At 63.6% G+C, this 25,946-nt stretch carries 24 protein-coding genes and 1 riboswitch; of the genes, 7 read left to right on the top strand and 17 right to left on the bottom strand.

Annotated features, from left to right (window positions below):
- Nucleotides 1–78 precede the first annotated feature (78 nt).
- The gene (locus ASH01S_RS01845) at nucleotides 79–1,323 is read right to left on the bottom strand and encodes an aminopeptidase (protein WP_067922547.1); all 1,245 of its coding nucleotides are present in this window, start codon (nucleotides 1,321–1,323) and stop codon (nucleotides 79–81) included.
- 231 nt (nucleotides 1,324–1,554) lie between these two features.
- Between ASH01S_RS01845 and ASH01S_RS01840 the strand changes: the two genes are divergently transcribed.
- The 5 genes from ASH01S_RS01840 (at nucleotide 1,555) to gcvH (ending at nucleotide 4,990) form a co-directional block, all read left to right on the top strand.
- Nucleotides 1,555–2,721: a Gfo/Idh/MocA family protein gene (locus ASH01S_RS01840; RefSeq protein ID WP_067922544.1), complete on the top strand. Its 1,167-nt coding sequence runs from the start codon at nucleotides 1,555–1,557 to the stop codon at nucleotides 2,719–2,721.
- A gap of 109 nt (nucleotides 2,722–2,830) precedes the next feature.
- On the top strand, nucleotides 2,831–3,241 hold the full coding sequence (locus ASH01S_RS01835; RefSeq protein WP_067922541.1) for a Fur family transcriptional regulator: 411 nt from the start codon (nucleotides 2,831–2,833) through the stop codon (nucleotides 3,239–3,241).
- A gap of 90 nt (nucleotides 3,242–3,331) precedes the next feature.
- Complete coding sequence (locus tag ASH01S_RS01830) at nucleotides 3,332–3,871, top strand: peroxiredoxin (RefSeq protein ID WP_067922538.1); 540 nt, start codon at nucleotides 3,332–3,334, stop codon at nucleotides 3,869–3,871.
- Between the two features lie 228 nt (nucleotides 3,872–4,099).
- Nucleotides 4,100–4,558, top strand: a complete 459-nt coding sequence (locus ASH01S_RS01825) for a TlpA disulfide reductase family protein (RefSeq protein WP_067922535.1) — start codon at nucleotides 4,100–4,102, stop codon at nucleotides 4,556–4,558.
- Nucleotides 4,559–4,606: 48 nt separating this feature from the next.
- Nucleotides 4,607–4,990, top strand: coding sequence for a glycine cleavage system protein GcvH (gene gcvH / locus ASH01S_RS01820; RefSeq protein ID WP_067922532.1), 384 nt, complete (start codon nucleotides 4,607–4,609; stop codon nucleotides 4,988–4,990).
- Between the two features lie 83 nt (nucleotides 4,991–5,073).
- Here the strand turns inward: gcvH and ASH01S_RS01815 are convergent, their stop codons facing one another.
- The 11 genes from ASH01S_RS01815 to ASH01S_RS01765 form a co-directional block, all read right to left on the bottom strand.
- A complete protein-coding gene (locus tag ASH01S_RS01815; RefSeq protein WP_067922530.1) occupies nucleotides 5,074–7,095 on the bottom strand; it encodes an FtsX-like permease family protein in 2,022 nt (673 codons plus the stop codon).
- A complete protein-coding gene (locus tag ASH01S_RS01810) occupies nucleotides 7,092–7,850 on the bottom strand; it encodes an ABC transporter ATP-binding protein (RefSeq protein ID WP_067922527.1) in 759 nt (252 codons plus the stop codon). Before ASH01S_RS01810 ends, ASH01S_RS01815 begins: the two co-directional genes overlap by 4 nt.
- Before the next feature lie 89 nt (nucleotides 7,851–7,939).
- Nucleotides 7,940–9,106 (bottom strand): sensor histidine kinase, encoded by a 1,167-nt coding sequence (locus ASH01S_RS01805; protein WP_067922524.1) that lies wholly within the window; start codon nucleotides 9,104–9,106, stop codon nucleotides 7,940–7,942.
- Nucleotides 9,103–9,921 (bottom strand): response regulator transcription factor, encoded by an 819-nt coding sequence (locus tag ASH01S_RS01800; RefSeq protein ID WP_245628892.1) that lies wholly within the window; start codon nucleotides 9,919–9,921, stop codon nucleotides 9,103–9,105. Before ASH01S_RS01800 ends, ASH01S_RS01805 begins: the two co-directional genes overlap by 4 nt.
- A gap of 194 nt (nucleotides 9,922–10,115) precedes the next feature.
- Nucleotides 10,116–10,514, bottom strand: coding sequence for a VOC family protein (locus ASH01S_RS01795; protein WP_067922521.1), 399 nt, complete (start codon nucleotides 10,512–10,514; stop codon nucleotides 10,116–10,118).
- Nucleotides 10,515–10,620: 106 nt separating this feature from the next.
- A complete protein-coding gene (locus ASH01S_RS01790) occupies nucleotides 10,621–11,385 on the bottom strand; it encodes a phosphosulfolactate synthase (RefSeq protein ID WP_067922518.1) in 765 nt (254 codons plus the stop codon).
- A complete protein-coding gene (locus ASH01S_RS01785) occupies nucleotides 11,382–13,022 on the bottom strand; it encodes an AMP-binding protein (RefSeq protein ID WP_067922515.1) in 1,641 nt (546 codons plus the stop codon). The genes ASH01S_RS01790 and ASH01S_RS01785 overlap by 4 nt, the downstream gene beginning before the upstream one ends.
- 94 nt (nucleotides 13,023–13,116) lie before the next feature.
- Nucleotides 13,117–14,295 (bottom strand): acyltransferase, encoded by a 1,179-nt coding sequence (locus tag ASH01S_RS01780; RefSeq protein WP_245628891.1) that lies wholly within the window; start codon nucleotides 14,293–14,295, stop codon nucleotides 13,117–13,119.
- Between the two features lie 29 nt (nucleotides 14,296–14,324).
- The gene (locus ASH01S_RS01775; RefSeq protein ID WP_067922512.1) at nucleotides 14,325–15,773 is read right to left on the bottom strand and encodes an MFS transporter; all 1,449 of its coding nucleotides are present in this window, start codon (nucleotides 15,771–15,773) and stop codon (nucleotides 14,325–14,327) included.
- A 325-nt stretch (nucleotides 15,774–16,098) separates the two neighbouring features.
- Nucleotides 16,099–16,950 carry an NAD-dependent epimerase/dehydratase family protein gene (locus tag ASH01S_RS01770; protein ID WP_067922509.1) on the bottom strand — a complete coding sequence of 284 codons (852 nt, stop codon included), beginning with the start codon at nucleotides 16,948–16,950 and terminating at the stop codon, nucleotides 16,099–16,101.
- Nucleotides 16,951–17,124: 174 nt separating this feature from the next.
- Nucleotides 17,125–17,949 (bottom strand): G1 family glutamic endopeptidase, encoded by an 825-nt coding sequence (locus ASH01S_RS01765; RefSeq protein WP_067922506.1) that lies wholly within the window; start codon nucleotides 17,947–17,949, stop codon nucleotides 17,125–17,127.
- A 288-nt stretch (nucleotides 17,950–18,237) separates the two neighbouring features.
- Here ASH01S_RS01765 and ASH01S_RS01760 point away from each other — a divergent pair, with 288 nt between their 5' ends.
- Complete coding sequence (locus ASH01S_RS01760) at nucleotides 18,238–18,756, top strand: transcription repressor NadR (protein WP_067922504.1); 519 nt, start codon at nucleotides 18,238–18,240, stop codon at nucleotides 18,754–18,756.
- A 124-nt stretch (nucleotides 18,757–18,880) separates the two neighbouring features.
- On the opposite strand, the gene purU is transcribed toward ASH01S_RS01760, so the two are convergent.
- The 5 genes from purU to ASH01S_RS01735 all read right to left on the bottom strand — a co-directional run bounded on the left by purU (nucleotide 18,881) and on the right by ASH01S_RS01735 (nucleotide 24,042).
- Nucleotides 18,881–19,825: a formyltetrahydrofolate deformylase gene (purU, locus tag ASH01S_RS01755; RefSeq protein WP_245628890.1), complete on the bottom strand. Its 945-nt coding sequence runs from the start codon at nucleotides 19,823–19,825 to the stop codon at nucleotides 18,881–18,883.
- Between the two features lie 361 nt (nucleotides 19,826–20,186).
- A complete protein-coding gene (locus tag ASH01S_RS01750) occupies nucleotides 20,187–21,416 on the bottom strand; it encodes a glycosyltransferase (protein ID WP_067922500.1) in 1,230 nt (409 codons plus the stop codon).
- A gap of 45 nt (nucleotides 21,417–21,461) precedes the next feature.
- A complete protein-coding gene (locus ASH01S_RS01745; protein WP_067922497.1) occupies nucleotides 21,462–21,884 on the bottom strand; it encodes a GtrA family protein in 423 nt (140 codons plus the stop codon).
- A 220-nt stretch (nucleotides 21,885–22,104) separates the two neighbouring features.
- Nucleotides 22,105–23,241 (bottom strand): WxL protein peptidoglycan domain-containing protein, encoded by a 1,137-nt coding sequence (locus tag ASH01S_RS01740; protein WP_067922494.1) that lies wholly within the window; start codon nucleotides 23,239–23,241, stop codon nucleotides 22,105–22,107.
- A 138-nt stretch (nucleotides 23,242–23,379) separates the two neighbouring features.
- Nucleotides 23,380–24,042 (bottom strand): WxL domain-containing protein, encoded by a 663-nt coding sequence (locus ASH01S_RS01735; protein WP_067922491.1) that lies wholly within the window; start codon nucleotides 24,040–24,042, stop codon nucleotides 23,380–23,382.
- Nucleotides 24,043–24,093: 51 nt separating this feature from the next.
- A riboswitch (cyclic di-GMP riboswitch) is annotated at nucleotides 24,094–24,177 on the bottom strand.
- Between the two features lie 255 nt (nucleotides 24,178–24,432).
- Between ASH01S_RS01735 and ASH01S_RS01730 the strand changes: the two genes are divergently transcribed.
- Nucleotides 24,433–25,946: ArnT family glycosyltransferase (locus tag ASH01S_RS01730; RefSeq protein ID WP_067922487.1), on the top strand; the 1,514-nt coding region annotated here is incomplete at its 3' end.

Here is a 25,946-nt window from a genome sequence, read left to right as displayed (position 1 = left end):
GTGAGCGTTTTGGACAGGCCGGGCAGGCGCCTTAGGCAGACGCCCGCCCGGCTGCCCGGCGCGGCGATGGCGGTTGTCTTATACGGACTCAGTCCAGCGGCCGCCGCGAAACAGCGAAACGGTGTTGCCGTCCGCTGTTTCCGCGTCGATGTCGAGCTCCGGGGAACCCATCATGAAGTCGACGTGCATCAGGCTTTCGTTTAGTCCATACTCGGCCCATTGCTCACGCTCCAGGTCGTGACCGCCCTCGACCAATGGATACGCCTTGCCGATGGCCAGGTGGCAGGACGCGTTCTCGTCAAACAGGGTATTGTAGAACAGGCGCCCAAGCTTGGCGATCGGCGAATCGACGGGCACCAGCGCGACTTCGCCCAGGTAATGGCTGCCCTCGTCCGCTTCGATGATGTCACGCAGCGCGTCCTCTCCCTTTGTCGCGTGGTACTCGACAATGCGCCCCTGCTCGAAGCGCAGGCGAATGCCGTCAATCAGGTGGCCGTTGTGATTGAGCGGCATCGTGCTCGAGACGACTCCGTCCACACCGTCCTTGAGGGGTGCCGTGTACACTTCCTCCGTCGGCATGTTGGCGACAAAGCGCACTCCCTCTGGTGTGTGCTGCAGGGCGGCGGTAAAATATGCCCGCTCGTGCAGACGGATGGTCAAATCCGTGCCAGGCCCCCTATAGTGCAGCTTGCGGATACCAAGCTGGTTGAGACGCTGGCTGCGGCGCTTGAGGTTGTCGATGTGCTCGCGCCAATCCGCAATCGGATCGTCCCCGTCAGCACGCGCGCAAAACAGAATGTCCTTCCACAGCGCCTCCACCCGCTGCTCCGGCGGCAGCTCGGGATACACCTGGTCCGCCCACGCCTGGGTCGGAGCCGACACCAGCGTCCAGCTGTACTCGTCGTTGGTCCGCTTGTCGTTGAACGCGCGAAACACCGAGGCAACGGCACGGTTGGCTTGGGTGACGCGGTTTGCGTCCACGCCTTGGAAGAGGTTCGGATCGGACGCGGGGATGCCGATGAAGGCGGCCCCTTCCTCGGCCAGCTGCTCAATCCACGACAGCTGCCAGCGGGCGCGCGCCTCCAAGGTCTCCAACGAGCCGCGGCGAATCGTCTCGCGCTGCCACCACTCGTCCCCCCATTCCACCTGCACAAACTTGGCCCCGGCGTCGTAGCCGGCGGCCGTCAACATCCGGACAAACTCAATGTGCTCCGGCAGCACCTGGCGAATCCCGTAGCCGATGACCAGGTGCTGGCCGGGCTGCAGGTTGACGCCCACCCGCACCGCCAAGTCGGCGTACTTGCGCAATTGTTTCGCATCCACTGCACGGTCATCTCCTCTTTAGGAATGTATGTATTTTCTCCCGCCTCATTCAGGTTACCACTGGCGCCGCGAACTGTGCAAAGCAGCAATCGGCCGCCCGCCGGGCGTGGACTCACCACTGAACTGGGCAGGAGGTGAGCGGCCGATTCGCCGAGACAGAATGGCTGTATTACAATGCAGATAGACACGCTAGACGCCGCGGACAGACACCGCGGTTGAGGAGGTGGCCCTATGGGTTGCTCCCCCAGATATCGCGTGGGCATCGCCGGTGCCGGCGCGTTTGCGGCGTTTTTGGCGCAGGCGCTGGCGCCTCTGCCCAATTTCGAACTCACGGCTGTGGCTGGCCGGACACCGCGAAAGCGGCAGACCGTCATCGAGGCCTACCTGCACCGGCGCAGCGGCGCGGACGCCAAGCGGCCGCAGGAATATGAGGACGCCACGCAACTCGTCGCCGCCCCTGGGCTGGACGCGGTCATCCTGACCACGCCGCCACACCTGCACGCTTCCCTCACCGCCCTTGCCCTCAAAGAGGGCAAACACGTCCTGGCGGAAAAGCCGGGAGCGCTTTCGGTCGAAACGCTGGCAGAAAACGGACGCCTGGCGGACGGCCGGGGCCTCGCGCTGGCCGTCAATCTGGTGCAACCGTTCAACCCGCTGGTGGAGGCCGTGCGGCGATTATTGGAACTGGGCGTGTTCGGGCGCCCTTGGCAGGCCATTCTGTACAACTCGGCCCACCGCGTGCCCGACGACTCGCACTGGTTCTGGTCGCACGAGATGAGCGGCGGTATCTTCGTGGAGCACGGTGTCCACTTCTTCGAAGTGGCGCGCCGCTGGTTCGGTGAAGCCGCAACGGCCGCCGGCGACGTGGTCCCGGATGAACAGGGGCGCGAATCACGCGTATTCGCGCAGGTGGTACACGCCGACCGCGGAAGCCAACAGGAAGTCGTGGTGCAATATTATCACGGCTTCACCCTGGACAGGGATATCCCCGAATCGACCGGCTGGACGCTGCACCTGGCGCAAGGCAGGTTGCAGATAAACGGGTGGATCCCGACCGACCTGCGTGTGCAAGCCAAGTTCACCCGAGCTCAGGCCGAACTATGCGACCGCGTGCTGGATGCGGTGCCGACGCAACCGACGCACCGAGCGTTGGAGCGGTTGACGTCCGTGGATGCGGCGCCCGTCTCCAGCGCGGATGCGGACGAACGCATCGCCTACGAGAGGACCATAGAACTGGCGGATCGCCAGGGGTGGTATGAGGCGATGGCGCAGGCGCGCTGGCTCGACTTCTGCCGAATGATGGAGGAGCCCGGCTGGCGCGGCCTCGTCAGCTGGGAGGACGCGGCCGCCGATCTGGCCCTGGCCATCGCCTGTGCGCCCGGCCAGCCGCGGCCCTGAACCTCCCGCGGCGACAGGGAGGTGCGCATTGCCAGCGTATCTCCCTTGAGCGAGAGGGAAAGCTCGTGTACGATGGGAGCATGACTATCTGTTATTGGAGGAATTCTCGGTGCAATCGCTCAACATGACTGCTCCGCGCAGAGCTGTTTTGGAGGTGATCCGGCAGTCCAGGGAACACCCCACCGCGAACGACATCATGGATACCCTGGCCAAGCGCGGCGAGCGGTATGCCTATGCGACCATCTACAACTCCCTGCGGTACCTGGCGGATCATGGTTTGATACGTGAGCTCAACATTGGCAACGGAATCACCCGTTACGACGGAAGAATGGAGGAACATCAGCACGTGGTGTGCGCGCGCTGCGGCGCCATCGCCGAGGCCGATGTCGACATCCCGGTCGAGCTGGTGCGGCAGATTGAAGCTGAGACGGGTTACAAGGTGCATTCCCTGAACGTGCACTTGACCGGATTGTGCCCCGCCTGCCGGAGCGCAGAACAGGACGGACAGAGTCGAGACTAGACAGCCACCTCGACCCTGTGATATACTCGCGTTGTCGATTTAGACTTAGTCTAAATCAAGAACCAAAACTGGATTAGGAGTGTGATTGGAATGCCGCTCGTAGGAAATCCGGCTCCCGATTTCGACATGCTGTCGACAAAGAACTTGAAGACCCTGGATGAACGCGTAAAGTTGTCCGACTACCGGGGGAAGTGGTTGATCCTGTTCTTCTATCCGGCCGACTTTACCTTTGTCTGCCCCACCGAGATCATCGCAATGAACGACCGCCTGCAGGAGTTCAAGGACCTGGACGCGGAGGTGCTCGGGGTTAGCTGCGACAGTGTGCACAGCCACAAGGCCTGGATTGAGACGCCGCGGGACAAAAACGGGCTGGGCAGTCTCGACTACCCACTGGCGGCTGACTTCACGAAAGAAGTCGCGCGCAAGTATGATGTACTGGTGGAATCGGAAGGCCAGGCGTTGCGCGGACTGTTCATCATAGATCCAGAAGGCATCCTGCGCTACCAGGTGGTGCACGACATGAACATCGGGCGCAGCGTGGACGAGACCCTGCGTGTGCTGGAAGCTCTCCAGGCAGGCGGACTCTGCCCGGCCAACTGGAAGCCTGGCGACAAGCTGCTGGAGGTTTGAGGCTTGCCTCACCCGGCGGTTGCGCCTGCGGCGCGATGGGGACCGGACGCTGGCGGCCGCAGAAACGGCAACGCCGCTGGCGGCTGGTTTGCCCATTCCGGCGTCCGGGTTCTGCCCGGGCGCCGTTCACCATAAATCATGAAGAGTGTTTCCCGCGCCCTATACATACGCGGATGCGTGTATGGGCAACGTGAACACTGCATCCCTGTCCAAGGAGGTTTTATCCGCATGCCAATGCGTTTAGGAACGCCGATGCCGAGTCTGGAGGGCGCCACCGAGTGGCTGAACAGCGATGGCCAGCCTCGCGTGGAGCCGGGCAAAGTCACGCTCATCCACTTTTTCGCTGTGTCCTGCCACATCTGCCACGAGACAATGAACGACGTGGTGGCCATCCGCAACCGCTACAAAGACCAAGGCCTGCAGACCATCGCCATCCACATGCCGCGGCAGCAGGAAGACGTAGACAAGGACAAGGTCCTCAGAGACATTGCCGAATACCATATTCAGCAACCGGTAGGGCTGGACCACCGCATGGAGGTTGCGGAACGGTTTGAGAACCAGTATGTGCCGGCGTTTTTCGTGTTTGGCGAGGACGGCACGCTTAAGTTCCGCGCCGCCGGGGACAAAGGCTTCCAGAAAGTCGAACCAAAAATCCGCGAGGCGCTCGGCCTGCCGGTCGAAGGCTGAGGACGGGAAACCGAGGCGCCGCCCGGAGACAGAACGAGGAGGGAGAATATGGCCAATCCATCCGATAGGAAGTACCACCCGGAACACACCTGGGCCAAGGTCGAAGGCGACCTGGCCCGCATCGGCATCACCGATTTCGCTCAGGACCAACTGGGAGACATCGTGTTTGTCGACCTTCCATCCCCAGGCGGTCGCCTGACCCAGGGCCAAAGCTTTGGCACGGTGGAGTCGGCGAAGACCGTGTCCGACCTGATTGCCCCGGTCAGCGGCGAAATCGTCGAGGTGAACTCCGCCCTGGACGACGACCCGGAAACGGTCAACCACGACCCCTACGGGGACGGCTGGATGGTCGTCGTGAAGCTGGCGGATACGGGAGAGTTGGACTCCCTGCTGTCGGCCGATGGCTACGAGCAGGCGATACAGGACGAATAGATATCCCCGACCGCTCACCGCGCGCCACGCACGATGCGCAACGCGCCGAGGGCGGCGCCGCTGCACCACCACTCACCTTCGCCTCACGCCGCCGGCGGCGCCGCTTCGTCCTGCCAGCCCGCTTGCCGCAAGACGTCGTTCAGGTAAACCCAGCGGGTGACAAGGAAGAACAAGGCGCAGAAGGCAACGTATATCAGCGCCACCAGAGCGACATCCCGCCAACTGAACCATCCCATGCTTACCAACCGGGAGAACTCCACCATCGCCACCAGGGTGTGCGACAACGCCAACACCAGGGGGGCAAAGAACAGGCAGGCCATTTCCACGCTGATGAGGCGCCCGACTTCCCGCCTGCGCACGCCGATGCGCAAAAGGGCGCGCAGTTGGCGCACATCCTCCTCGCGCCCGGCCGAGAGGCGGAAGTACAGCGTGCTGACGCAGGCCAGGAAGAACAGGGCGCTGACAAAGAACCCGGCGAACAAGCTGGTCGAGAACAGCTGCATCCCCGATGTGTACATCTCCACCGTTCCCGTCACCCACCACCGGTCCGCCGCGGGCAGCCCCGCCCGCAGGTGGCGCAGGATATCCGTGCTCTTCCGCCAATTCGTGGCCGTGGCGGCCGCTATCCGCCACTGCCCCGCCGGGTTTGCGGCGGCCGCCCACGCCTGGAAGCGCGCGTCCGAAACGATGAGCGCCCGGTCGATTTCCTGCTGCTCGTTCCAGGCCCGGGTGTCGCTCTGTCCCTGGATGCGCACCGCGTACTCCTGCCCGCCCAACCGCACCACAGCACGTCCGCTTTGAAACATGCGCGGCACTATGTACGGATACGGCACCACCCACTCCGCCTGATTGCCGGCCAGCGAAAAATCGGGGATGGTTGGCGCCAGGCTGGGATGGCTGGCGAGCAATGCTTCTCGCAGGCGGTGATAGCCCGTGTCGGAGATGACCATCGCCTTCAGCGCTGAGGCGTCCCCGCTGGCGCCCGTCATTGGAGTCGATCCGCCCGTCTTTGTAACCGACTGACCGCTCCCGGAGGGATCGCTCACCTCGACTGTGAGCACCGTCACCTGCACGGTTTGCGAGACCGACAACCCGGACTGCCGCAGGTCGGAGGCACCCACACTCTGCCACAACGTCTTCGCGCCCACCGGCGCGGTCACCTGGACCGCAAACGGAGCCAGGCGTTCTGAATTCGATGCATTCAACTGGGCAAAACTCACCACGGCACCCATCGCCGTCATGACCACGGCCGATAAGGTCGTGATCACCGTCAGGATGCGGGCGTGATCGCGAATCCGATGGATGAGACGGGCGGACGTCAGCCAGGTGATTCCGCCCATCGCCGGGCGGCGCAGACGGCGCAGGACGTATACGGACACCTGGCTGAACAACAGCAACGTGCCGAAGATGACCAACACCAGAACCGGGACCATCGTCACCATGACAGCGTGGGGGAAGCGGATGGCCATTGTGTAGCCGGCGGCCAGACACAAAAGGGCCAACACCACCTTGAACGGCGCCGCCTGCGGCTCCCGCTGGTGCACCCGCCCGCCCAGGATGAGCGCTCGCGGCATCCGCCGCGCCGTGCGCAACGCCTGCCAAAGCCCGTCCGCGGCAAACAGCAACCCAAAACCCAAAAAGGTGCTCAGCAAGGCCGAGCTGGGGACCGCAAACGGCACCGGCGGCAGTGCGAGGGCCGCTGTGATGGCCATCAGGAACAGCCGCAGGAACAACAGACCCAGTACGCCGCCTAGCGCCAGCGCGGCGGCGCCCAGCAACAGACTCTCCACAAACACCAGCAGCGCCAGTTGGCGCGGGCGCACGCCAAGCACCAACAGCAGGCCAAACTCACGGCTTTGCAACCGCAGCAGCGCAGCGTGGAAGAAGACGACAAAGAACACAGAGAAGACGACGACAATGCCTTGGCACAGACGCAGGACGCCGCGCGCGTCTCCCGGCATGGTGCCGTGGATGACGCTCGGGTTGCCGATGAAGCAGGCAAACAGCATGTAAACCGCTACAGCCATCGCACCGGCCAGGAAGAAACCGAGGTAGCGCGGGATGGTGCGCAGGCTGTTTTTCACCAACAGACGAAACCAGCTCATGCCCGCGCCCCCTCCAGCACCGCCAGCCCGCTCAGGATGTCCTGAAAGAACGCCTCCCGGCCGCCGTTGCGCACCAGTTCACTGTGTACTCGCCCGTCCTTGATGAACACAACCCGGTCCGCGTAGCTGGCCGAGAAGGGATCATGCGTGACCATCAGCAATGTGGCCTGCCGCCGCCGGTTCAACGCCCGGAACAGCTCCAGCAGAGCCTGGGCGGAGGCGGAGTCGAGGTTGCCGGTCGGTTCGTCCGCCAACAGCAGCGCCGGCTCGTGCACGACGGCGCGAGCGACCGCAGCCCGCTGCTGCTGGCCGCCGGACACCTCGTACGGGTACTTGTCGCCGACGGCGTCCAAGCCGAGGTCCGCCATCACCGACACGACGCGTTCGTAGAGACGCGCCCCACGCGCGCCGTCGAGGGCGAGCGGCAGGGCGACGTTTTCCGCCAGAGTGAGGGTGTCGATCAGGTTGAAATCCTGAAAGACAAACCCCAGCTTCTGCCGTCGGAACACCGCCAGTTCTTCATTGCTCATGGTCGACAGCTCGCGGCCGTCAATCCAGCACTCGCCGCCGGTTTGTCGGTCCAGCCCGGCGAGAATGTTGAGCAGGGTGGTCTTGCCGCTGCCTGAGGGCCCCATGATGCTCACGAACTCACCCCTGGCCACCGACAGGTCCATGCCGTCGAGCGCCCGGACCGCCACCTGCCCGCGCCGGCCTTGGTACACCTTGGTCAAATGGACAATTTCAAGGACTTGCATCGCCCCGGCCTCCTTTCATCCTACCGCCAGTGTGCCAGAACGGACCCGGGCAAACCTTAACAGGAAGCTTACAGTCGCTCCCGCCAAACTTACAGTTTTGTAAGGTCGTCCGATAACGCGGCAGGGGACAGGTGGGTCGAGTCGTGCAGGGTGAGGGTGAAGGTGGTGCCTTGCCCCGCAGTGGAACACACCTGGATGTCGTGACCGAGGCGCTCACACACCTCCTTGACCAGGTACAGGCCGATCCCGGTGGCACGAGAATGCAGGCGCCCATTGGCACCGGTGAAAAACGGCTGGAAGAGGCGCGGCAGGTCCGCCTGCGGGATGCCGATGCCCTGATCGCAAAACGCCAGCACCACATCCCCGCCGCGACGGCGAACGCGGATAACGAAGGGACAGCCCGCATCCGTCCCGGGAGGAACGCCGTATTGGAGCGCGTTTCGCACCAACTGCTCGGCGATGAAGCGCAGCCATTTGCCATCCGTCCACGCGTACACAGTGGGCGCTTCGGCATCGATGCGTGGATACAGGTGGCGGCGTATCCAGGCGGATTTGTGCTCGTTCACCACCTCGCGCAGGAGTGGCACCACGTCCACCCGCTCGGGCCGGGCGTCGAAACGGAATGAGGTGACGCGGGCGGTCTGAAGGAGTTGTTCCAGGCTGGCCTCCAACCGTTCCTTCTCCTCAAGCAGGCTGTCGAGCAGCGGCGCCACGCCTGCCGCCTTCACGTTCCGGTTGCCGCCCGCCTTTCCGCCCTGCCCCGCGTCCGTTGCGGGGCCTGCGTTACCCGCGGCGACCGATTCCCGCAATTCTGCCAACAACAGGGTCATCACCGCCAGCGGAGTCTTCATCTGGTGGGCAAAACGGGTGACGAACGCCTCGTAGAACTTGGTCTGCCGCTCGGATTCGTACCGCTCGCGCAGGTTGTGGGCGTACTCCGCGTTGACGAGGGCGGCCCATGCCCGCTGCTCACGCGTGCCCACCAGCCGCATCCGCGGCTGGGCGCCGCCTTGTTCGAGGGCCGCTCGCCGCGCCGCGAGCGCACGCCCCTGAGGTATGCGGACCCACACCTCCCAGAGGACGCCGGCGGCGGTGGCCAGCGCCGCCAGCAGGCAGCCGTACAATAAGTCCGCCCACGGCACCGCCAGCCCTCGGCTTTGCAGCGAGAGCACGACGACCAACACAAACAGACCCAGCCCCAGGCAGGCCAGGGAGAGAAGGCGGCCGAGGTCGAGAACATAGTCGCGCAGCCTCACTCCGCCACCCCCTCGGCCAGCGGCCGCAGGCGGTAGCCCACGCCGCGTACCGTCTCCAACACCCGCGGCGCCCCAGCGGCGGCCAGCTTGACCCGAATGCGCGCGATGTTGACGGTCAGCGTGTTGTCCTCGACAAAATCCGCCTCATCCCACACCGCCTCCAACAGTTCCTCCCGCGTGACAATATCGCCCTGGCGTTGCAACAGTAAGCGTAAAATCTCCCGTTCTGTGTTGGACAAGGTCACCCGCTCGCCGCCGAGGGCCAAGACGGACCTGCGCACGTCGAGGACGAAGCCGCCCCATACCAGCGCCGCTTGGGTCTCGGCCGCCTGTGCGTAGTCGCCATAGGCGCGGCGCAGCAACGCCTTGACCTTCGCCGTCAACACATCTGGGTGAAACGGCTTGGTCAGGTAGTCGTCCGCCCCCTGCTCCAACGCCAGCACCTTGTCCATGTCGCCCGTGCGCGCCGACAAGAACAGAATCGGCACACGCGAGAAGCGGCGCAGTTCTCGGCACCAGTGAAAGCCGTCGTAACGCGGCAGGTTTACGTCGAGTATGACCAGGTGGGGCTGAAACGCGGCGGCCTCATCGGCGACCCGGTTGAAATCGGCCGCCTGCCGTACACAGTATCCGTACCCAGCGAGCCGACGCATGATAAGCGCTGCCAACTTGTCGTCGTCCTCGACGAGGAAGATGCGAGCCCCAGCCGACGGGGAAGCCCGCTCTTCCCCCGGCAGGGGCTGTGCCCTCTCCCCCCGTGCGGGTGCGGACTCGACATGATGGCCCTGCGGGAGACCGTCCTCTTGCCTGGTCACGCGCATCCCTCCCGGAAAGCCGCTTCATCCATGGCCTGATGGAAATGGCTTGGCCGACTCCTAGGCCTCATGATCCTATCTCATTATACGGGAACTCGGGGGATTGGCAGAGTGTGAACGCGAGGCGCAGAGGCGAGGCATGAAGACCCGGTCCGGCGTTGCTGTGCCGGGCCGGGTCAGACTGCGGGATGCCGTCAATACATCATCCGCTCATCCAGGTAATATTTGAATTCCAGGAGGTTGTTGGAGGGATCCTTCAGAAAGAACGTCTCATGCTCCTCGACGAGGCCCTCAAAGCGCTTCGAGGGCGGCTGGAAGAAAGGCAAGTCACGCATCTTGGCCAGTCGCAGCAGGTTATCGAACTCCCGCTTGTCCGAAAACGTAACGCCAAAATGGCGCGGATACATCTTCGGATCGCGCTCCCAGGCGTCGGACAGGTGGCAGACCACCTGATCGCCGAAAAAGTCCAAGGTGATGCGGTCGTGGTAGCGGCGGGCCAGCTTGCACCCGAGCCCCTTCACGTAAAACTCGTACGCTTCGTCCAAGTCGCGGCAGGGTATGGCGAGGTGAAACACGTTGTTCGGGTTGCGCATGGGCAACGCCTCCTTTGTCGAGGATTGTCTGAATTTCCCGGGCAAAACCCTGTTTGCGGGCGCACCGCCTGTCAACGACAACGCCCCGGCCTCCGCGCGGCTCCGTTCAGGAAAACTGCAGCAGCGTGTCGGAACGCAGGCCCAGGCGCAGGGTCTCCAGCGCCACCGCATCGTCAAAGGCGACGTTGCCCAGGTTGACGTTGGTGCCAAAGAGGCGGATGAAGTAGGTCTGCAAGGTCTTGTTGGGGGCTTCGAAGACCACCTTGTCGAGATCGATGCCCGAATCGGCAATCTCCTCAATCAGGCCGTACCGGACCTCGCCGTTGCTGCGGCAGATTCCGCTGGTGCCACTTTCCCTGGCCTCGGTGATGACCTTAAAGGCGCCCGCCGCCAGGTCCTCCTGAATGTACTCAATCCAGCGCGCCGGGGAAAGGTGGATAGACTTCTCGCCATCCTTGAAGCCCACCTCGCTGAATACCGTGAACTCGCTGGAAAACTCGCGGATGTACTGGGCCTTCTCCGCATTCGACAGGTCGATGGTCCCGTTGGAAATCTCGACGTAGCGCCCGCCGTGCTGACGGAGGTATCGACGGTATTCGGCCAATTTGCCCTGGTAGACGTACTTCTCAAACAACGTGCCGCCAAAAAACCAGCCGATATCGTGTTCCTCCAAACATCGGATCTTGTCCGTCAGGTGCTTGGTGATGACGGAGGTGCCCCAACCGAACTTGACGAAGTCGATGAACCCGTCAAAACTCTCGACGACGTCCTGAAAGTGGTGCAGGGGAACGCCATTGTCAATCAACAGGGTGAGACCACGGGAGCGAGGCTTGCTGGCCCGCTCCGGCAGCGTCAATTCAGCCGCGTTCACGGCATCGACCTCCTCTCCGAATCCGCCGGAACCCGCTCCCCTTCGAGCAACTCTTGCTTCAGCCGCGTCCGCTGTACCTTGCCGGTCGGCCCGACCGGAATAGCGTCGACAAACAGCACCTCGGCCGGCCACTTGTAACGCGACAGCGACGATTGACACAGCTTTAGAATCTCGCTTGCAACCCCGTCCCGTTCCGCCGGCGGCGCATCGCTCACGACGCAGGCGGTCACCCGCTCCCCATACAGGGGATCCGGGAGGCCAATGACGCCCACCTGGCGCACCCGCGGGTGTTCGCGGATGACATTCTCCACCTCGTACGGGCTGATCTTCTCGCCAGCGCGGTTGATCATCTCTTTCTTGCGGCCTGTGAGAAACACATAGCCGTCCTCGTCCTGGTACCCCAGGTCGCCAGTATGGAACCAACCACCGGCAAAATCCTTTGGACTGTCCAAGCCTTCATACGCCTCAATCACGCTGGCGCCGCGGATGACAATTTCACCCGCCTGCCCGCGCGGCAGCGGCCGGTTGTCGTCGTCCACCACCATCAGCTCCAGCCCCACCGGCAGCCCCACCGATCCCAACCGACGCTCCCCCGGGGGCAGCGGATTGACGCAGATTTGGCTGGCCGCCTCCGTCATGCCGTACGACTGGATGATGGGGATGCCAAAGCGGCGCTCAAACCGCATCGCGTCGAGCACAGGCAGCGGAGCGGAAGCGGACCTTACAAAGCGCAGGTGGGGTGGGATGCGCTCTGGACGCGGCTTCTTCAGCAGGATAGCGATGATGGTCGGCACCGCTGACACCCACGTCACCCCGTACTCCTCCACCTGCGGCCAGAACGAGGACGCACTGAATTTGGGCGCCAATACGATGCGCCCGCCCGAGAGCAGCGTCGCCAAAAACGCGATCACCTGCGCATTGATGTGAAACAGCGGCAGGAAACAGTAGGTCACATCCCGCTCCGTCAACTGGTGCGAGACGATGACGTTGTCGGCGGTCGCCAACAGATGCCGGTGGCGCAGGCCGACCGCCTTCGGCACGCCGGTCGTGCCGGAAGTGTAAAGGAGAACGCCCTGCGCCTCATCGGAGATGTCGGCCAGATCCGGCAGTATTCCGGCTGCCCCCGGCATGGCCTCGCCCTGGCTGGACGCACTGGCTGCCTCCCTCTGTGCGAGGGCGTCTGCTGCCTCGGACCAGCCCCCATCCCGCCCCCGCAGGAGATATCGTGCAGGCTGGGGCTGAGCCACGTCCTCGACCAACCACACGCGCGTCAGGCTCTTTGGGATAGACGCACTCGCTTGCAGCGCCTGCCACTGCTCCGGTCGCAACACCGCGGCCGCCGCCTGGCAGCGGTTGAGAAACACGAGCAGTTCGGCAACCGGCATGTCCGGGTTGCAGGGAGCAGCCACCGCCCCCATCCGGATAAGCGCCAGCCAGGCGATGGCAAAGGCGGCCGAGTTGGGCACTCCCAAAATCACCCGCTGGCCCGGCTGGACGCCGGCTTGGCTCATGTGCGCAGCCAGGGTCTCGGCCTCGGCCAGCAACTCGCGCCGCCTGTACCAGCGCCCGGCGAAACACAGACATGGCGCATCGCCGTCAAACGGTGCCGCGAACAGGCGTTCGATCAACTGGGACATCACGAAGAACTCCTTTCCTGTCTCAATCCAGTACCTCTCCATCCAAGACGGTGTACAGTCGCGCCCAAAGCTTGACGCTCTCCCTTACGCTGCCTCAGGCGCTGGTCGATGCCGCGTCGGGCCGTGGCTTGTTGACCCGCCACTGCACCTTGCGACCGACGCAATAGGCCACGTAGGGCACCTTGCCAATCAGGTAGGCTACCAGCATGCCCGAGAAGTAGACAAACAGAATCGCAAACGGGAGCGATCCGTAGGTCACCCAGCTCGGTGTGCTCAGGTGTGGCACAACGTGCCACAGAAGGGCGAGCGGGAACGGTTGGAACAAAAAGATCCCGAACGATGTTGACGAAGCGAGCATGACAAATCGGCTGAACGGCTGCCACCCGGGCCGGGTGCGCCGCTTCGCCCACGCCATGCCCAACTGCCACATGTTGGCCGTGACCACCAGGGCGTACGGAATCATGAGCGGCGTCTCGGCCAACTCGGCGTGAGAGTCCGAATACCCGAGCACAAACCGTTCAAAGAAATACTGCGCCCACATGGCGAGCACCCCGATGACGAGTAGCCAACGCAACAGCGCCACGTGAGATTCTACGTACGCCTTGACGCGATCATAGTGGCAGGCCAGGACGCCGCCGGCCACAAACCAAAACTGGTAGGTCAGCACAAACGTCCCGTAGCGATCGGCGATGCGCGCCAACAGATACGGCCATTGATGCTGATAGTCGATGTGAATCAGCACGTAATGGTAAAACCCCATCAACGCCAGTTGGAAGATGAAGCTGCCGACAAGGATGTGCGCGTGCCAGCGCTCCAGCCAGCGTAGTCCATAAAGCAGGATGGGAAAGACAATGTACAATTGAATGGACACCAGGACATAGTACACATAGCCCTGATCTCCCACCTCCAAGGAATGGCCCAGCTTGGCGAGAAATGAACCGAACGTCCCCCCGTAGTCGCGCCCGTACAGGATGTAGGCGATGTTCCACACCACGTACGGCACGGCAATCAGAGTCAGCCGCTTCCACCAGAACTTGAGGGTATGAAAGGGCCGCCGGTAATAGGTGACGAACAGCACGAGGCCGGTGATAAACATGAACGATTCACGCGTGAAGTGCATCGACGAGTGAACCGCGGCTACCGACAGAAAGGCGATGGTCCCGTCCCGCAGTCTTGACGCGTAAACCGTGACCGTGTGTACCGACAGGACGCCGAGCATGATAAACGCGCGCATTAGGTCGATTTCATAAAGGTGAACTTTTTTCTGGGCCAACTGTGCGACCTCCTTGCACGCTCAGCCAACTAGTGCGCCAACCGGGCCTCCAGCTGCTCCAGCGTGAGCGCCTTGGTCTCCGGTGCCAACACCAGTTCAATCACTACGGCGCACAACGCCACCGCGGCCACAATGTAAAACCCGACCGCCATGCCGGCCGACTGGAGGATGACCGGCATCGCGTAGGAGCCCACCACGCCGCCGAAGAACCGTCCCAGCGTCTCGACCGTAGCAGCGCCGGTGGTCCGCAGGTGCGTCGGATACTGCTCCGCGTACGACATCTTCAGCGCCGGGAACGCGCCCGTCCCAAACAGGGACATCACGCAGGCGAATGTGACCATCCCGACGGCGGAGCGGGCCAGCCCAAAGAACAACGAGGCCACCCCGGCCACGCCCATGAACAGGACATAGACCCACTTGCGGCCCAGCCACTCGGCCATCCAGCCGTTGAGGAGCTTGCCCGGGATGGCGGCGGCCGTGATGATGGCCGTAAACTCGAGCGAATGCGCGAACGACAACCCCTGCGAGACGAATAAAGTGGGCATATAGGTCATCACGATGTAAAACATATAGAAGGTGCCGATGGCCGAGGCCGCCCGCGCCACGGTGCGGCGCACATACGGCGGTCGCCAGGGCGCCAGGATTCCGGCGCTCAAGCGGCCACCCGGCCCCGGATTCGCACCCGAGCCTTGAGCCGATATGGCTTCTGCCTCGGCGTCTTCGCCCACCCCGGCAGCTACGGGAGCGGGCAGCGGCTGCCCGGTCAGACGCTCCACGCGCTCCTCAATGGAGCGCATCAGCGCTTCCGCCTCCTGCAGCCGTCCTTTGCGCTCCAGCCACCGCGGGGATTCCGGGAGCATCCGGTGAATGACGTAGGCGTACAGCATCGGCAGGGCGGACACCGCAAAGAAAACCCGCCAGGACATCGCCAAGTCAAACCGCGGCAAAATGACCAGTCCCAACAGGGGCGCGATAAAGTACCCTACAGACAGGCAGGCATCCAACAGACCGTTGAACCAAGCCCGCCGCGTGCTCGGGACAAACTCGCTGACTATCGCATACGGCAGCGGGAAGACCGCACCCATGCCGAAGCCGGACAAGAAGCGAAACAACAAAAGCACCCCGTAGTTGGGGCTAAATGCGCAGAGCAAGGTGAACAGGCTGTACTCCAAAATCCCCCATACCAACATCTGTTTCCGGCCGAACTTGTCCGCCAGAAACCCGGCGGGTATCAGGCCCAACACGATGCCGAAGGTGGAGGCCGCCGTGAGCACGCCCACCTGGCCCGCCGACAGGTGCATCACTTGTTTGAGCGGATCGAGCGCGACCCCAAGCGATCCGATACTGAGCGACTCAATGAACCACGCAAGGCCCGAGAGCAGCACCACCATCCCGGTGAACCGGGTCATCGGCAGCCGCTCCATGCGTTCCGGGATACCGGCCCGCGACGACGGACCAAGCCTAGCTGACGATGTCATAAAAAGGGACCCTCCTAGAGGCAGATTCACGCCGCGTTAGCCCAGAAGACCGTCCAGCGCGCCGTGTAGGCGCCGTTCTCCATTCCCAATGGCAGAAACACACATAAGCATGGGAACGCCCTCCACGCATGGGTTATGTGTTTTTAAGTCTAGCAACCCCACCCGCAGGAGTGTTGGAAGGAGTATGGACAGTTGTGGAGTCGGTGTGGAGATTTTGTGGAGAACGTCATAGTTCATTAGGAGAAGCAAGGCAAAGAACAGGCGGCCGCGCGGATCGGCCGCCTATGGGACAGCACCTGTTGTCGCAAGGAACGCTAGGGAAGCTTTAGACGTTCACGTGGTCGCGCCAGCGATGCACAGGCTGCCAGCCGAGCACCTGTTTGGCGCGGCGATTGTCCAACAGCGTCTCATACCCCTCCAGGGGTGCGCGAAAGTCCCGCACGTCCGGATAACTGACCGCCATCAGTTCACGGCTGGGGATGTCCATGCTGGTGTCATCCGCGGCGATGTTCAAACGCATGCTGCCGAGCCCATCCGCCTCCACTGCCAACCGGTAGGCCACCGCCGCGTCGCGCGTGTCGATGTAACTCCAGAGGATGCGTTCGCGCTCACGCGGGTTGTGGATGAACGAAGGAAAATTCTCGTACATATCCGGGGCAATCACGTTGCCGAGGCGGAACGACACAACCTGCATCCCCGACCGGCGGTGGAACATGTCGGCCGTCGCCTCGTTGACCACCTTCGACAAGCCGTAGCTGTCCTGGGGCAGCTGTGGGTGGTCTTCGTCCACCGGCACGTATTGCGGCGAGAACGGATGCAGGGCAAAGACCAGCCCGTAGGACGATTCGCTCGAGGTGATAACGGCCTTGCTCATGCCCAGCAACGACGCAGCCGCCAGCACGTTGTACGTGGAGAGGACGTTGTTGCGGAACGTGAACTCATTGGGCCTCAGGCCAGCGGCAGGGATGGCCGCCAGGTGAACGAGCGCGTCCGCCCCCTCCAGCACGTCGACCGCGTCCCCCAGCTGCGCGAGATCCGCAATCACGGTGGGACAGAGCGGTTCCTGCGGGTGCCGGGTGTCGATGTTGACCACCTCGTACCCATGCTCGAGAAATTCGCGGATGACCCACGGCCCCAGGCGGCCGCTGCCTCCCGTCACAACCACTCGTTCTGCCATGACCCCACTCCCCGTGAACGAATTGGTGATGTGTTGCGACAACAACCAATTCTAGCAAAAGTGCCGCCATGTCCTCTAGTGGACGTGCCGTACTTCGCCGCATTCTGCCGCACGCGGAGCGCGCTGCCACGGGACGAAGAAAGACCCGGCGGGGCGCCAGGTCTGCGCTGCACATCAACCTCGCGGGGCCGCCGGCGCCGTGCTGCCAAAGGCGATTGTGAATGCGTCGCCGCTTTTCGCCGGGGCCGACGGCACAGCGACGGTCTGGCGGCCCTGAACCATCGCGCCGGCATCCGCCGGCTGCAACCGCACAGCCAACCCATTGAGACTGCAGCCGGTGAACACCACCTCGCCAAAGTCAGCCAGGCGTGCCAACCGCTCGTCCACTTCCGGCGCCTCCTCAATCCATTCCGCCGAGGTGAGCGGCCCATCGTAATTCAAATTAGGTCGCGCAAAGACCCATCCCTGGGTGCGATTCCAGAGCGAAAGCCGCCAACGCCTATCCTCCTGCCGCGTGATGGCGGCCGTCACCTGGTCGCCCGGCCGTACAGGATAGGCCTGCGGCGGGATCACCGTCTCCGGGCTCGGCAAGATTTCCCACCAGGCGTAGTACTGCGGCTGACCGGCTATCACGTTTTGCGCGGTGCCAATCTGAATCAACTGCGCGTCGCTGAATCCATCTATGCCTATCCATGTGGCCGAATACGCATCCCTTTGCGATCCGTTGCCGCTCAGCAGGCGGCTTAGCCACACCAGCAGGCGCTTCCACCAGCCCCCGTGAGCCGCGGCCTGGTCCCCGCCGACTGTGGGCGTCACCTCCGGCACCCGCCAGTTCCCAGTTATCGCCTGGAAGGCGCCGGAATCCCCAGCCACCGCATAGCCGGACCAGTTTTGCGACGTCCACCCATACTCGGGGCTGGTCACCGCATGGGTCACCTTGTCCACTGGCCGGCGCGCACCCTGCCCACGCGCCGTGGCTTGAACTCTCCCCCGCGTCATCGCCTGCACTCCTCCTTCCTTGGCAACTTGTCTTCAAGGTATGCAGGCGACACGCTCGCGCGTGGACAGGCAACCTGTGTCTTGGCCCGTCGCCAGCTGCGTGGCTGCCGGGGCAACCCGCCAAGGTAGACGGGCTGTGCGCGCGGGGAGCTGGCAGACGCGGATACGCGCGTCCGAAGGGAGATGTCCAGACCTGGTGGGCCTGGGACCTGTGTTACAATGGGCGTAGCCATGAACGGGCAGACTAGGGGGCAGCCTGCAGCGTGGAAAAAAGAGGTGCACATTCGCATGGGAGACCGACACGAGCGGCAGCAGAAGCTGATGCAGATTTTGCACAACAGCCAAAGACCCGTGACCGGATCGGACCTGGCCGAGGCGCTAGGCGTCACCCGCCAGGTTGTGGTGCACGAAATTGCCCTGCTGCGGGCGCAGGGCATGGACATCGTGTCGACCCCGCGCGGCTACCTGTTCGAATCGCGCCCAGCCCCCGCCCAGCGCAGCGTGCTCGCGGTCTATCACCCGCCTGAGCTGACGCGCAAGGAACTGATGACGCTGGTCGACTTTGGCATCCGCGTGCTGGACGTGCTGGTGGAGCATCCGCTCTACGGCGAGCTGCGCGGCTCCCTGCGGTTGGCGTCGCGCCGCGATGTGGAACTGTTTCTCCAACAGGTACGGGCGTCCGGGGCGACGCTGCTCTCCACTTTAACAGACGGGCACCATTTGCACACGGTGGAATACGAGGACATCGGGGCCTTGACCGAGGCCATCGCACAGTTGCGCAGGCAAGGGATTCACGTCTACGAATAGGTGCCGGAGGCCGGAACACCCACATCCCGGTTTTCCTGATACCCCGGCTTGGAAGGAGGGAATGCAGGCCCAATCATGCCTGCCGTCCCAGCGATCCCCCGCACGCCCCCACGCACCGCCTCACTCAGCGAAAGACGATGGTCTTGTTGCCGTGCAGGAGAATCCGGTCCTCCAAGTGCCACTGCACGGCACGGGCCAGTACCGTACGCTCGACGTGGCGGCCGATGCGCTTGAGGTCATCCGCGCTCATGCGGTGATCCACCCGCTCCACGTCCTGCTCGATAATCGGGCCTTCGTCCAACTCCTCGGTCACGTAGTGGGCAGTCGCCCCTATCAGCTTCACTCCCCTATCGTACGCGCGCTGATACGGGTTACGGCCGATGAACGCCGGCAAGAACGAATGGTGAATGTTGATGATGCGCCCCGGCCAGGCGTGTACAAACTGCGGCGAGAGAATCTGCATGTAGCGAGCCAAGACCACCACCTCGGCGCCGACTTGCTCCAGAATCGCCTGCGCCTTGGCCTCTGCCTCGGGTTTCGTCTCGCTGCTGACCGGGATGTGGTGGAAAGGGATGCGATGCTGCTCCGCCAGCTCGCGGGCATCTGGGTGGTTGCTGACAATCGCCCGGATGTCCGTGAACAACTCACCCATCTGCCAGCGCCAGAGCAACTCCGTCAGGCAGTGCAGCTCGCGTGAGACAAACACCACCATCCGTTTGGGCACCGCCGCCAGCGACACCTCCCACCGCATGTCAAACCGGTCCGCCACCTCGGCAAAGGCGGTCCGAAAGCCGGCCATGTCCGCAGCGATTCCCGGCATGTCAAACTCCACGCGCAGGAAGAAGCGCCCCGCCTCCGGGTGGGTGCTGTATTGGTCGGACTGGACAATGTTCGCCCCCTGTGAAAACAAAAACTGCGAAACCGCCGCAACGATGCCCGGCTGGTCGGGACAGACCACGCGCAACCGCGCACGTTCGCCGTGCTGCCCGCTGCCGCGGCTGGCGGAGGCCGCAAGCGTTCCTTGGCCTTGGAATGAGTTCGACTGGTCGGCTTTCATCGTCAACGACATGGGCTGAATTCCTCCATCAATTCGTAATCCTGCGCCGACGACGGGCATCAAAACCCTGTCAGCTGCGGCTGCGCACAATCACGCCATACGCCAATCCGTTACAGGACAGTTCTTATATTATGCGTTTTTGCAAGTCTATCGACAAGCAGGTCGCGCAAACGGGGATGGGGACGCGGGCTGGACAACTAGGAACTCTTTCTACATTTCGATACATCCAAGGCTGCGCGTGTCCTATGGGACTATCTCCAGAGCAGAGGCATGATAGACCTCGATTGATGACAGTCTTTCATACCGGCGGCAAGATGGGCTGCGCCGGCGGCCAGACGGCCGCCCTGGCGCCGACAGCACAGGGAGAGCGGCCCTACGCCTGCCTGACAAACGGCCGCCCTTTCCACATGTCTTTGCCGCCCAACCAGAAGCGGCGCGCCGAATCCATGGTCATCCCCGTGTACAGGAGAGCCGCCAACGGGAGCAGCGGCGCCCACGCCCCGTTCACGCCGTACCAACGAAGCATCGGCCAGAACGACACCGAGATGAGCAGCCAAGTCGCGGCGCCAAGCGCCAGGGCCCAGGCGTCCGGGGTGGCGGCCACGCCGGCGATGAGCCGAATGAACTCGACCATGGCGCACATGGGCGGCAGCAGGTAGAGGAACGTCATGCCGAGGACAACACCCGCCAACAGCCAACCCGAATAACGCAGCTGGACAAACGCGGAGCGCGCCACCATGCGCCAGATGTCACCGAGCCGCGAATACGACCGCAGACTCAGGACATCGGGGCCCAATCCCAGCCAGATGCGCCCGCCGCGTCCTTTCACCCAGCGCGCAAGCGCACAGTCGTCAATCAGGGCCGAGCGTATCGGCAGCAACCCGTCGGGCAGGCACGCCCGCCGCACCAGAATGCACCCGCCGGCCGCTGCGGCAACCCGGGACTTGTCGCGGTTCACCCAGCGAAACGGGTACAGCTTCGCAAAGAACAGCACAAACGCCGGAATCAACAGCTTTTCCCAGAAACTGTCCGTGCGCAGGCGCACCATGCGTGAGACAAGCTGCAAGTCCTCCGCCTCCGCCTTGTCCACCAACGCGCGGATGGAGGTCGGCGGATGCCAGATGTCGGCGTCCGTGAAGACAAGAAAGGCATCCTCCGCGGACGTGGATAGAAAACCCTGCTGCATGGCCCAAACCTTTCCGGCCCACCCTGCGGGCAGCGAATCCACCCGCACCACGCTGAGGCGCTCCGCCCGGCCGCAGCTTTGGGCCACATCGCGCGCCACCTCCGCTGTCCCGTCCTCGCTCTGGTCATCGACAAGCACCACCCGCAACCTCCCCGGATAATCTTGTCGCAGCAGTCCAGGCAGCGAGCGCGGCAGGATTTCGGCCTCATTGCGGGCCGGGACAATGACGCACACCGGCGGGTACCCGCCTGACGCGACAGAACAGGTGTCCCGTTTGTCCGTGGCTGGGACCGCCCTCGCGTCCGCCGGCAGGGCCGCAGGCAGTCCAATGTGGGTCCGCCAATACCCGCCGTGGGCGCACAGAAGGTACACCCAGGCCGCCAAAGCCAGCACGAGCAGCAGCAACAGCCAGGTCACAGCCCATCCCCCTTTGTGCCGCCGCCTCCACGCCCACCCTGACCGTCAATGGGCAGCGCGACGGCGAAACACCCACCATTTGCTGCCAATGAAGTTGAGCAGTGAGGCAGTCAAGGAAATGGTGACCTTGATGCCGGCCAAGGGCCACGCGTCTTGCTGCAGCAGCCACAGAAGCCACTCAGACACCCCATAGGAGATTCCGGTGATGGCGGCAAACCGCACTACCTCGGCCAGATTGGGCAGGCTGCGGCGGCGAAACGTGATATAGCGGTTCCACAGATAACTGTTGCAGATGCTGCATGTGTACGAAATCCCCTGGGCACCCTGCGCATGCCAGTGGCCGAAACGCACCAGGGCAAAAAACGTCCCCATGTCGACAGCGGTGTTGAGTGCGCCCACCAAACCAAAGCGCAGCGATTGGCGAATGGTCGTCTGCGGGCGTTCGCCGCCCCTGGATTTTTCGAGCATGTGGCGACCCCCGTGCCCTCAAATCCCCTGTGCAGGTCAGGTGGTCTCTCTATCCTGACCTGTGCCGGCCTCATGCGGAACACCGCGAGGCCGACTCGCCGCTGTCAACCCCTCCGCCATCATGATACGACATCCTCGCCGTGGACGGTACCGAAGGGCATACCGGGTGGGGGGCAGCACCCTCCCTGCTTCAGACCGCGCAAGGTTCCCCAGGCCCACCCTATGGTCGACCGCCCTGCTGGCGGTCCTGGCGTTGTTGCCGCTCATACGCTGCAATCGCCCTGCGTTTGGCCGTGCGCCACAGGAACACACCCGCCGCCACGAGGACCAGCACCAGCCCCGCCGCCCCATATTGCCACCAGGAGCGCGAGGCTCGCGGCGCCGGCTTCCCGGTGGCCTCGTGGTACGCTTGTTCCTGCGGCTGACCAATGGTCAGCGGCCGGGTGGCGGCCACCGTTCTTCCGGCAGCATGGGCGGTCAGCCGGAGCGTGTACCTGCCCGCCGGCGGCATCGCCTGGAGCGGCACCGGATAGGTGATGGCCGTTTTCGGAGCCATCGTGAAGGGCCCAAACGATCCCGCTTGAACCGTATCCCCGTTTTCGTTCACCAGCGCATACCTGCCAGTGAGCCCCTTCAACACCGCCGCCGCCTGGTTGCTCATGCCAATCCGCAGCTGCTCGCCGGTGGAGACCGGCGCCACATCCGCGCGGCCGAAGGCGAACCGCGGAGAGACGGTGTGCGGCAAGTTCAACGCTATCGCAACCGCCATGTTGAAGCGGTTCTGAATGATGATGGCCGTCTGGTTTCCGGCAACCCGCGCCGTGCTCTCTGTGCTGGCCCCGGACGCGCTGAACACCACACCGCCCAGATACGTCCCGGCATCGACGTTGGGCACCTTCACCTCAATCGGCACGCGAACGCTCCCACTCGCCGGCAGGCGAATGCTGGCGGGCAGAGAGATGCGGCTGGCCAACGCGAACGAGTGGTCAAGCAGCCGCGATCCCGCAAGTTGGGTTTGTGGGACATACTCGACGCCCCCGTTGGCCATGGTCAGGCCATTGGCGGACGCCGCCTTGACAGTCACCGGCTGGCGCGTGAGGTTGTGCACCTGCATCTGCAGGCGCAGGGTCTGCCCCGGCCGGACGTGAACATCGAAATACCCGGTCACCCCGTGAACCTGCTGCCCGTTGAGGACGGGGGTGACAGCAAACGGGAGCGAGGCACCGGGCGCCCCGCCCGGCTGGCCGGCAGCCAGCGCGGTGTTGACGGCCAGCGCGCTGGCACCGAGAAAGGCAGTTGCTGCGAGGTCCCATCTCAGCCTGCGGCCGGCCAGGTTTCGGCGTATTCGTAAATGCATACACATCGGCTCCGTCCGTTCGGTTTTGTCGTCCTGCGCGGCACTTGCGCAGGAGGCGCTTCCCCCGCCTGTCTGGGGCAGGCACAAAAAATTCACCGGGACGGGACGTCCCGGTGGCGGGCGAGACCCTTTTTCTCCTTACACCCCGGACGTGAGGTTCCAGGTGATAGTAGCATAAAACTGGGTAGGCCCGTTGTTCACGGACGGATCGACCGTCGGCACGCTGGGAGGGACGTGCAGCCCCAGCGTGATCGCACCCAGGTTCCACTTCCCCATGCCAAAATTGTTCCCCGCAGACAACAGTGTCACCTGCCCCTTACCGAGCGGGATGGCACTGGCTGCGTTGTTTGTCGGAGGGTTGGATTGGTCCGGATAGGCGGGCGATACCGAGTCAATCTTCAAAGAGAGATCGGATGCGGGAATGGTCAAGTGGGCGTGGCCGCCCGCTTCACGCAAATCATCGGATGATACTGATAATTGCCACCCCTGGCCGGTCCCGCGGTCATCGATGACCCCTGCGCCGGTGATGGTCGCCAAGGTGCCCGACACGCCGTCATCCCCGACCGTGAGGGGGCTCGAGGCCGGCGTCAGCTGTGCGTCACCAAAATCGAGCGCCAAGCTGCCGCCCTGAATCCACACCGGCGCGGTCGTGGATCCCGCCACCTGCGCGCTCCCACCGTCGCTTTGATTCCCGCGTCCATTGCCAGAATCAACATCAGCCCAGGCGGTGCTCAGGCACAATCCCAGCGTGCCAACCGCCCCAGCACCCGCGGCCGCAAGGCGCCGCCACTTCTCTTGCATTTTCTCGACACCTCTCTCGTAGGAAATCCTAGCAATTAGGAAAATCCTAGAATCGAAAGAGGTCGGTTGCACTACTCGCTCCCCCGAATCCAAGTGCCCAGATACAGATTCGGCTTCATCACTCCCTGCTTTGGCATAAAGTATATAGGTTGTCTGACCCAGCGACAAGATGGAACAAATTGTTTCGTGGCTCTGAAATATTGTACCTTTCAACGACTTCGCCCTCACTGCCCATCCCAAGATACGCGACAACGGGTTTCGAGCGCTCGCCTTCAGCAAACCTTCAGTTTCCCTTCAACCGAGTTTCAGGTGTGTGTCCCATCATGCAGTTTGGGCCCAGCCGACCCCTGTTGGGTCCCGTTTCTTACCATGCCCGTAGGAGTGGAGCACATGGAGCACAGACGAAACCCGCGCTGGCGGCTGCATCACCTCATACTCGCAGCCATCCTTGCGCTCTCCGCGTTTCTCAACCTGTACGGCTTGAACCAGGAGGGCTACGGCAACGAGTACTATGCGGCTGCCGTCAAGAGCATGCTCATGAACTGGCACAACTTCTTTTTCAATTCCTTCGATCCGAACGGCTTCATCACCATCGACAAGCCGCCTGTGGACTTTTGGATCCAGGCGCTGTTCGCGTGGGTGTTTGGTTTCCACGGGTGGGCGCTGATGTTGCCTCAGGCCCTGGCCGGCATCGGTTCGGTAGCGCTGCTGTACCACCTGGTGCGCCGTGTGTTCGGCGTCGCCGCCGGCCTCATCGCTGCCCTGGTGATGGCGCTCACCCCGATTGCTGTGGCCGTGCAGCGCACCAACCAGGTGGACGGCCTGCTCGTCTTCGTCATGTTGCTGGCCGCCTGGTGCCTGTTCCGGGCGCTGGAGACGCGACGGCTGCGCTGGTTGATGGGGGTGGCCGTATTCATCGGCCTTGGTTTCAACATCAAGATGATGGAAGCCTACCTCATGCTGCCGGCCGTCTACCTGACCTACCTGCTGGCCCGGCGCATCCGTTGGCGCAGGAAGCTCCTGCAGTTGGCCGCCATGACGGGCGTGTTGGCCGCGGTGTCCTTCTCCTGGGCGGTGGCCGTCGACGCCACCCCGGCCAGTGAACGGCCGTACGTCGGCAGCACGCAGACGAACAACGAGATGGAACTTATCTTCGGTTACAACGGATTGGAGCGCCTGACTGGACAGATGCACGGCGCATCAGGCGCAAACAGCGCGCCGATGCAGGCGGCCTCCAGCTCGTCTGGCTCGGCCGGCACGGTCTCAAGCGCCAGGGAACAGGCGGGTGCTGGCACCAGCCCATGGCGCACGGGCGGGACGGGAGGCCAAGCCACAGCCGAGCGCTCAGGCTGGCTGCGCGGCGGCATGGGCGGAGGCGGCATGTTCAACACCGGCAGGCCCGGTCCGCTGCGGCTGTTCCAGTCCGAGCTAGGCGGGCAAATCGGATGGCTGTTGCCGATAGCGCTCGTCTCCTTGGTGGCGCTGCTGCGGCGCGTGCGCTGGCGCCGGCCGCTCAGCCGGCGTGAACAACACGCTGTGTTCTGGGCCGCCTGGTTGCTGCCGATGGCAGTGTTCTTCAGCATCGCGGGCTTCTTCCATCAGTACTACTTGATCACGATGGCCCCGGGCATCGCCGCCCTGACGGGTGCCGGGTTTGCCCAAATGTGGCGAGACGCGCGGGCTAACAGCCGCTGGCGCTGGGTGATCCCGGCCGCGGCCCTGGTCGACTTTGTCTACCAGGTGACATTGGTCCTGCCCTACCCGCAGGTGCGCGTTCCACTGATTGCCGGAGGCGCAATCCTGCTCGCCCTGTTCGCGCTCGCGATCTGGCGCGCCCTGCGGCAGCCAACCGCGCACGCACCCGGCTTCCGCCCGGAGACATCCGGATTTCGGCCCGCCGCTCC

This window comes from Alicyclobacillus shizuokensis NBRC 103103 (assembly GCF_001552255.1).
Lineage (GTDB): Bacteria > Bacillota > Bacilli > Alicyclobacillales > Alicyclobacillaceae > Alicyclobacillus_G > Alicyclobacillus_G shizuokensis.
This window is presented reverse-complemented; position numbering and strand designations above follow the sequence as displayed.

Coding starts and splice junctions, on each gene's coding strand:
- ASH01S_RS01840 (WP_067922544.1), top strand. CDS start 1,555: ATGGGTTGCTCCCCCAGATATCGCGTGGGCATCGCCGGTGCCGGCGCG.
- ASH01S_RS01830 (WP_067922538.1), top strand. CDS start 3,332: ATGCCGCTCGTAGGAAATCCGGCTCCCGATTTCGACATGCTGTCGACA.
- ASH01S_RS01825 (WP_067922535.1), top strand. CDS start 4,100: ATGCCAATGCGTTTAGGAACGCCGATGCCGAGTCTGGAGGGCGCCACC.
- gcvH (WP_067922532.1), top strand. CDS start 4,607: ATGGCCAATCCATCCGATAGGAAGTACCACCCGGAACACACCTGGGCC.
- ASH01S_RS01815 (WP_067922530.1), bottom strand. CDS start 7,095: ATGAGCTGGTTTCGTCTGTTGGTGAAAAACAGCCTGCGCACCATCCCG.
- ASH01S_RS01810 (WP_067922527.1), bottom strand. CDS start 7,850: ATGCAAGTCCTTGAAATTGTCCATTTGACCAAGGTGTACCAAGGCCGG.
- ASH01S_RS01795 (WP_067922521.1), bottom strand. CDS start 10,514: ATGCGCAACCCGAACAACGTGTTTCACCTCGCCATACCCTGCCGCGAC.
- ASH01S_RS01785 (WP_067922515.1), bottom strand. CDS start 13,022: ATGTCCCAGTTGATCGAACGCCTGTTCGCGGCACCGTTTGACGGCGAT.
- ASH01S_RS01775 (WP_067922512.1), bottom strand. CDS start 15,773: ATGACATCGTCAGCTAGGCTTGGTCCGTCGTCGCGGGCCGGTATCCCG.
- ASH01S_RS01770 (WP_067922509.1), bottom strand. CDS start 16,950: ATGGCAGAACGAGTGGTTGTGACGGGAGGCAGCGGCCGCCTGGGGCCG.
- ASH01S_RS01765 (WP_067922506.1), bottom strand. CDS start 17,949: ATGACGCGGGGGAGAGTTCAAGCCACGGCGCGTGGGCAGGGTGCGCGC.
- ASH01S_RS01760 (WP_067922504.1), top strand. CDS start 18,238: ATGGGAGACCGACACGAGCGGCAGCAGAAGCTGATGCAGATTTTGCAC.
- purU (WP_245628890.1), bottom strand. CDS start 19,825: ATGTCGTTGACGATGAAAGCCGACCAGTCGAACTCATTCCAAGGCCAA.
- ASH01S_RS01745 (WP_067922497.1), bottom strand. CDS start 21,884: ATGCTCGAAAAATCCAGGGGCGGCGAACGCCCGCAGACGACCATTCGC.
- ASH01S_RS01740 (WP_067922494.1), bottom strand. CDS start 23,241: ATGCATTTACGAATACGCCGAAACCTGGCCGGCCGCAGGCTGAGATGG.
- ASH01S_RS01735 (WP_067922491.1), bottom strand. CDS start 24,042: ATGCAAGAGAAGTGGCGGCGCCTTGCGGCCGCGGGTGCTGGGGCGGTT.